The organism is Amycolatopsis sp. NPDC005232 (genome assembly GCF_040607795.1).
GTDB lineage: Bacteria > Actinomycetota > Actinomycetes > Mycobacteriales > Pseudonocardiaceae > Amycolatopsis.
In genome coordinates this window covers 1-6,496 of sequence record NZ_JBEXHL010000082.1, presented here as the reverse complement: position 1 = coordinate 6,496, position 6,496 = coordinate 1, and the positions used below count along the sequence as shown (strand labels likewise).

4 protein-coding genes are annotated in these 6,496 nt (G+C 71.0%); 1 reads left to right on the top strand and 3 read right to left on the bottom strand.

Annotated elements, in window-relative coordinates:
• Positions 1-258 precede the first annotated feature (258 nt).
• A complete protein-coding gene (locus tag ABZU76_RS51455; protein ID WP_354885827.1) occupies positions 259-2,856 on the bottom strand; it encodes a bifunctional FO biosynthesis protein CofGH in 2,598 nt (865 codons plus the stop codon).
• A 153-nt stretch (positions 2,857-3,009) separates the two neighbouring features.
• Between ABZU76_RS51455 and ABZU76_RS51450 the strand changes: the two genes are divergently transcribed.
• Positions 3,010-4,614, top strand: a complete 1,605-nt coding sequence (locus ABZU76_RS51450; RefSeq protein ID WP_354885824.1) for a transposase — start codon at positions 3,010-3,012, stop codon at positions 4,612-4,614.
• Between the two features lie 10 nt (positions 4,615-4,624).
• On the opposite strand, the gene ABZU76_RS51445 is transcribed toward ABZU76_RS51450, so the two are convergent.
• Both ABZU76_RS51445 and ABZU76_RS51440 read right to left on the bottom strand, forming a co-directional pair.
• On the bottom strand, positions 4,625-5,374 hold the full coding sequence (locus tag ABZU76_RS51445) for an SDR family oxidoreductase (RefSeq protein ID WP_354885821.1): 750 nt from the start codon (positions 5,372-5,374) through the stop codon (positions 4,625-4,627).
• 8 nt (positions 5,375-5,382) lie between these two features.
• Positions 5,383-6,213: an alpha/beta fold hydrolase gene (locus ABZU76_RS51440; protein ID WP_354885818.1), complete on the bottom strand. Its 831-nt coding sequence runs from the start codon at positions 6,211-6,213 to the stop codon at positions 5,383-5,385.
• Positions 6,214-6,496: the final 283 nt, after the last annotated feature.

Here is a 6,496-nt window from a genome sequence, read left to right as displayed (position 1 = left end):
CGGCTCTCTCACGATCATGGGACTTCGACAATCACATGATCAACAGAGACCGTGCCCGCCCTACAACCAGGCCCAAAGACTTTGCCGGAACCCTGGCCCTCCCGAGGGGGCGTCCCACGTCCAGTCTATCGGCGACCACCGACAATTCCCGGCGCCCGGGCCCTCTCGAGGCCAGTTGTCCACACCCGATCGAGTGGAGACAGTGCGCATGAATGCGCCCCGGACCGAACTCGGCCGGGGGCGCAGCACCACCGAAACTCAGGAAGTCAGCAACGGCAGCAACGGCTTCCGCACCGCCGTCGCCACCCCGTCCGACGCCTCCGCGGCGGCCATGCGCTCAGCCGACGGCACTCCGTACCCCGTAGTCCGCTGACGCAACGGCCGGCCCAGCGGCTCGACCATCGCGCGCATGTCGCTGATCGTCTTGTACGAGCCGTTCGACGCGCCGGCCATGCGAGAGATCGTCTCCTCCATCAGCGTGCCGCCGATGTCGTTGACGCCACCCTGCAGCACCGCGCGGCTGCCCTCTTCGCCGAGCTTCACCCAGGAGCTCTGGATGTTGTCGATCATCCCGTGCAGCAGCAGCCGGGCCAGCGCGTGCACCGCCCGGTTCTCGTTCTGGGTGGCTCCCGGGCGGGCGAGCCCGGCGAGGTAGATCGGCGAGCTCTGGTGGATGAACGGCAGCAGCACGAACTCGGTGAACCCGCGCCGCCCGTGCTTCTCCAGGCCTTCGCGCTGCAGCCGGGCGAGCAGCTTCAGGTGTGCGACCCAGTGCGCGGGCGTGTCGACGTGGCCGTACATCATCGTGGACGTCGTCGGCAGGCCGACCTCGTGCGCGGTGGTGACGACCTTGATCCACTCCGACGTCGGCAGCTTGCCCTTGGTCAGCACCCAGCGGACGTCGTCGTCGAGGATCTCGGCCGCCGTGCCCGGCAGGGAGTCCACACCGGACTCCTTGGCCTGGATCAGCCAGTCGCGCAGGGACAGATTGGTCCGGGAGGCGCCGTTGACGACCTCCATCGGGCTGTAGGAGTGGAGGTGGATGTCGGGCTGTCGCCGCTTGACCTCGGCGGCGAGGTCGAAGTACGCGGTGCCCGGCAGGTCCGGGTGGATGCCGCCCTGCATGCAGATCTCGGTCGCGCCCGCGGCCCACGCCTCGTCCACGCGGTCGCCGACCTGCTCCAGTGAGAGCGTGTACGCGTCGGCGTCGGTGCGACGCTGCGCGAAGGCGCAGAAGCGGCAACCCGTGTAGCAGACGTTGGTGAAGTTGATGTTCCGCGTGACGACGAACGTGACGTCGTCGCCGACCGTCTCGCGCCGCAGGTCGTCGGCGAGCTTCGTGAACGCGTCCAGTTCCTTGCCCTCGGCCGACAGCAGCGCCAGCGCGGCGTCGTCGGACAGCCCAGCGGGGTCCTTTTCCGCACTGCGCAAGGCTTCCAGGACGGTGGAGTCGAACTTCTGCGGCCCGGTCTTGATCCGGTCGCCGATCTCCTTCCAATCCCCGTACACGGAGTCGAAGTCGCTGCGGCGGTCTTCCGTCCGGCCGGTGGTGTCGATCTCGGTGTGCAGGTCGGTGCGGCCGGACTGCTGCCAGCCGCCGTCCGGCTCCTGCCACGGGATACCGACCGGCATCGCGCCCTCGCGCGCCATCCCGGTGGCCGGGTCGACGAGCGCGGCGACGTGCCGCGTGATCCGCGGGTCCAGCCACGGCTCACCGGCGTTGACGTACTCGGGGTAGATCGTGAGCCGTTCCTTCAGCTCGAAGCCGGCCTTCTCGGTGCGGCGGGCCAGCTCGTCGATCTGCGGCCACGCGCGTTCCGGGTTGACATGGTCCGGGGTCAGCGGCGAGACGCCGCCCCAGTCGTCGATCCCGGCGCGGATCATCAGGTCGTACTGGTTGCCGATCAGGTTCGGCGGCGCCTGGATGCGCATCTTCGGGCCCAGCACGAGCCGCGCCACGGCGATGTTCGCGGCCAGCTCTTCGAGGTCGGCGTCCGGGGTCGCGCGCATCTTCGTGTCCGGCTTCGCCCGGAAGTTCTGCACGATGACTTCCTGGACGCCGCCGTAGGTCTTGGCGACCTTGCGGATCTCGAACAGCGCGTCCGCCCGCTCCTCGTGCGTCTCGCCGATGCCGATCAGCACGCCGGTCGTGAACGGCACGGAGCTGCGCCCGGCGTCCTCCAGCACGCGCAGCCGGACGGCGGGATCCTTGTCCGGCGAGCCGTAGTGCGGGCCGCCCTTCTCGCTCCACAGCCGCGTCGCCGTGGTCTCGAGCATCATGCCCATCGACGGCGCCACCGGCTTGAGCCGCTGGAAGTCCTGCCAGCTCAGCACGCCGGGGTTCAGGTGCGGCAGCAGGCCGGTTTCCTCCAGCACGCGGATGGCCATCGCGCGGACGTAGGAGAGCGTGTCGTCGTAGCCGTGGGCGTCGAGCCAGTCGCGGGCGGCCGTCCAGCGGTCCTCGGGCCGGTCGCCGAGTGTGAACAGGGCTTCCTTGCAACCCATCTCGGCGCCCTTGCGGGCGATCTCGAGGACCTCGTCGGGCGAGAGGAACGGCGACTCGAGCCGGCCCGGCACGGTCACGAAGGTGCAGTAGCCGCAACGGTCGCGGCACAGCCGCGTCAGCGGGATGAAAACCTTGCGGCTGTAGGTGATGACGCCCGCGCGACCGGCGGCTTCGAGGCCGGCGTCGCGGATTCGGGAGGCGTGCTCGGACAGCGTCTTGAGGTCGTCGCCGCGCGCGTGCAGCAGCACGGTGGCCTCGGCGAGGTCGAGCGTCTTCCCGTCCCTGGCCCGCGCGAGCGCGCGGCGCATCGCCGACGGGGTAGGGGCGGTCAACTCGGGTTCGGGTGCCATTCCCGTCACGCTAGGACCAGCTCGCGGAAGTGGGCCAGTGCGTTGTCCGCCACGTGCTCACCCGTTCGGAAGAGACGATCATCCGCGCTGGTCAGAGGCGTGGAAAGGTTGTCGATCACCCGCGGAACGTGTATTACCTAAAGTGTGGCATCGGTGATCGGGAAGCGCATCGGCGGACGGACGTACTACTACCTGGCCGAATCCGCGCGGGTCGACGGCGCGCCGCGGGTGGTGACGCAGCGGTACCTCGGCACGGCCGAGGACATCGCCGGCGCGCTGCCCGGCGGCGCGGAACCGGGCGGCGCGCGGCACCGCACGTTCGGTGATGTGGCGGCCGTGTGGGGCACGATCCAGCGGCTCGATCTCGTCCGTCGGGTCGACGCCGTGGCGGGCCCGCAGCGCGCGAAGACCACGCTCGGCTTCCACGTCGCGCTCGCCGTGCTGCACCGCGCGACCGGCGCCGGCGCGAGCTTCGAACAGTGGTGGGCCGGCTGCGCGGCGCAGGACCTCGTGCGCCCGCGTCCGCCGAAGGCCGCCGTCACCACGGCGGCCCACTGGCGGGCGTTGCAGCGCCTGACGCCGGAGCGCATCACGGGCGTCGAAACGGCGGTCGCCGAAGCCGTGCTCGACCTGCTCGGCGACGACGGCACCTCCGCGCTCGCCGTGGACGTCCCGCAGTTCGCGGCCTTCACCGCCGCCGACTGCACGGTGCCCTCGGCCTGCCAGGACGCGCTCGCCGGACTCGGCCTCGTGGTCACGCGCGACGGCGCGATCCCGCTCGCGTCGCGGGTGTACCGCAGGGACAGCGGCGCGGCGCCGACGTTCGGCGCGCTGGCGGGGGAGCTGGGCGAGCGTTATCCGGCCACGGACGTCACGCTCGTCTTCCACGCTGGGCAGGCTGCGCAGCTCGACCTCGGCGCGCGGCGCGGGTTCGTCGGCTCGCTTCTTCCGGCCGACCACCCGGACCTGCTCACGCAGCCCGCTTCGGCCCGCCGGCGCGTGGACCCGGAACGCTTCGCCGGGCTGACCGCGATCGACACCCGCGCGACCGTCGACGGCGTGCGGCGCCGGGTCATCCTCACGCACTCGGCCACGCTGTACGCCGCGCAGTACCGCGCGTTCACCGACGAGCTGAGCACCGCGATCCGCGAGCTCGACGGCCTGGCCGCGGCCCTGGAAGCCGGTACGCACCGCGGCGACCGCACGCAGGTCCACGCCGAGATCTCGCGGGTCACGCGCGGCCGCCGCGTCGGCCGGGTCCTGGAGGCGACGCTCACCGGTACCCGGCCGGGCGAGATCCGGCTGACGCGCCGGGTCGACGAGGCGGCCGTCGCGCGGCTGGTGGACGAGTACTTCGGCAAGCAGATCCTCGTGACCGACCGCGACTGGCCGGTGGCCGAGATCGTCACCGCTTACCGCGCGCGGACCTACCTGGAGTCGACGTTCCGCTGGCTCACCGGCCCCGCCGCGGTCGGCCCGACGCCGCGGTGGGAGTGGACTCCGCACCGCGTCGCCGTGCACGCGCTGGTCTCGGTGCTCGCCGCCACCGTCACGCACCTCATGCGGCGAGAGGCCGACCGCGACGGGATGAACCTGTCCGTGGGCGAGCTGCTCGACCAGCTGTGCGGGATCGGCGAGACGGTGCTGCGTTACCCGTCCACCGGCGGGCGGCCGCGCAGCCGCCGCATCCTCACCGACCGCGACCCGGCCCAGCAGGCGCTGTTCGACCTGTTCGGGCTGGAGCGGTTCGCGCCCTGATTTTCGAGACTCAGCTCTCGCGGTGGATGGTCAGGGCCGAGAAGCTCTGCACCACCGGCATGATCTCGATGACGTTCACGTTCACGTGCGGCGGCTGCGCGGAGGCCCAGAACACGGACTCGGCGATGTCGTCGGCGGTGAGCGGGGTGGTGCCGGCGTAGACGCCTGCCGCCTTGTCGTCGTCGCCGAAGCGGACGTTGGAGAACTCCGTGCCGCCGACCATGCCGGGCTCGATGTTGGTCACGCGCACGCCGGTGCCGCGCAGGTCGCTGCGCAGGTTGAGGCTGAACTGGTGCACGAACGCCTTGGTCGCGCCGTAGACGTTGCCGCCGGGGTAGGGGTAGGTGCCGGCGATGGAGCCGATGTTGATCACGTGGCCGCTGCCGCGCTCGACCATGCCGGGCAGCACCGCGCGGGTGAGGTGCACGAGACCGGTCACGTTGGTCTCGATCATCTGGTCCCAGTCCTCGAGCTGGGCCTCCTGCGCCGGCTCGAGGCCCTTGGCCAGGCCCGCGTTGTTCACGAGCACGTCGATCCGGCCCCAGTCGCCGGGCAGCGCGCCAACGGCCGCGACGATCGCGTCGCTGTCGCGCACGTCGAGCACCACGGGCAGCACGGACTCGCCGAGCTCCGAGGTCAGCGCGGCGAGCCGGTCGGCGCTGCGGGCCGTGGCGACGACCCGCGAGCCCTCGGCCACGAACCGGCGCGTGATCGCAGCGCCGAACCCGGCACTCGCGCCGGTCACGAATACGGTCTTCATGGAGTGGGTCACCGTTCTTCCGCCTGGTGGTCCGGCCGGGGCCGGAGTGCGTTCAGGAACCGGCCGAACACGTCGTTGAACCCGGCCGCGGACTCCAGGTTAGGCAGGTGGCCCGCGCCTTCCAGCACCGCCAGTGCGGAACCGGCCACGAGTCCGTGCATGAGCTGGGCGTCGGACACGGGGGTGAACTCGTCTTCGCTGCCGACTGTCACGAGCGTGGGGACGTCGACCTGTTCGAGGGTCACCCGGTAGTCGGGGCGCAGCGCACGGGCGCGGAGTGCGGCGGCGGCGCCGGTGGGTGGAGTGGTGCGCATCATCGTGAGGACGTGCTGGGTGACTTCGGGGTTCTTCGCGCGGGTTTGCGGGGAGACCATCTTCGGGAGGAGTTCGTCGGCGTAGTCGCTCATCCCTTCCCGCTCGATCCTGGTGGCGGCGGCTCGTCTGTTCTGGCGGCCCTCGGGGGTCTCGGCGGTGGGGAAGGTGTCGGCCAGGAGGAGCGCCTGGGCGCGCTCGGGGTGGTCGGCGACGGTCTGCATGGCGATCTGGCCGCCCATGGAGAGGCCGCCGAGGACGAACGTGGCGAGGCCGAGGTGGTCGGCCAGCGCGATGAGGTCGCGGGTGAAGTCGCGGAGGCCGGTCACGGCGGGGCCGGTGCTCTCGCCGTAGCCGCGGAGGTCGGGGACGACGACGCGGAAGCCCCGTTCGGCGAAGTGCTCGGTCTGGGGCTGCCACATGGAGCGGTTGAAGGGGTGGCCGTGGACGAGGAGCAGCGCCGGGTCGCCGGTACCTCGGTCGTCGTAGGTAAGGACGGTGCCGTGGCCGGTGTGGAGGGTGGGCATGAGGCTGACGGTAGGCAGAGCTTTGGATCGGTGCAATACGCCGCAATGTAGTCGGAGCAATGTTTTCCGCCGGCCGACGAGGCGGCTGGACGGGGTGCTCGGGGCTGCGGCGGGCCGTTTCCGGGGATAGCACGGGGTTTGACCTGGGAAGATCGAGTTAAGGGACCCCCCTGTTTTGGGGGGTTTTCGGCCATGTAAAGTTCTCCAAGTCGCCAGGGAAACCGGGCGGCCACCGGGACACGAACCAAGCTCTCGCCTCAGGCGATTGAGTGGGTGGCCCAAA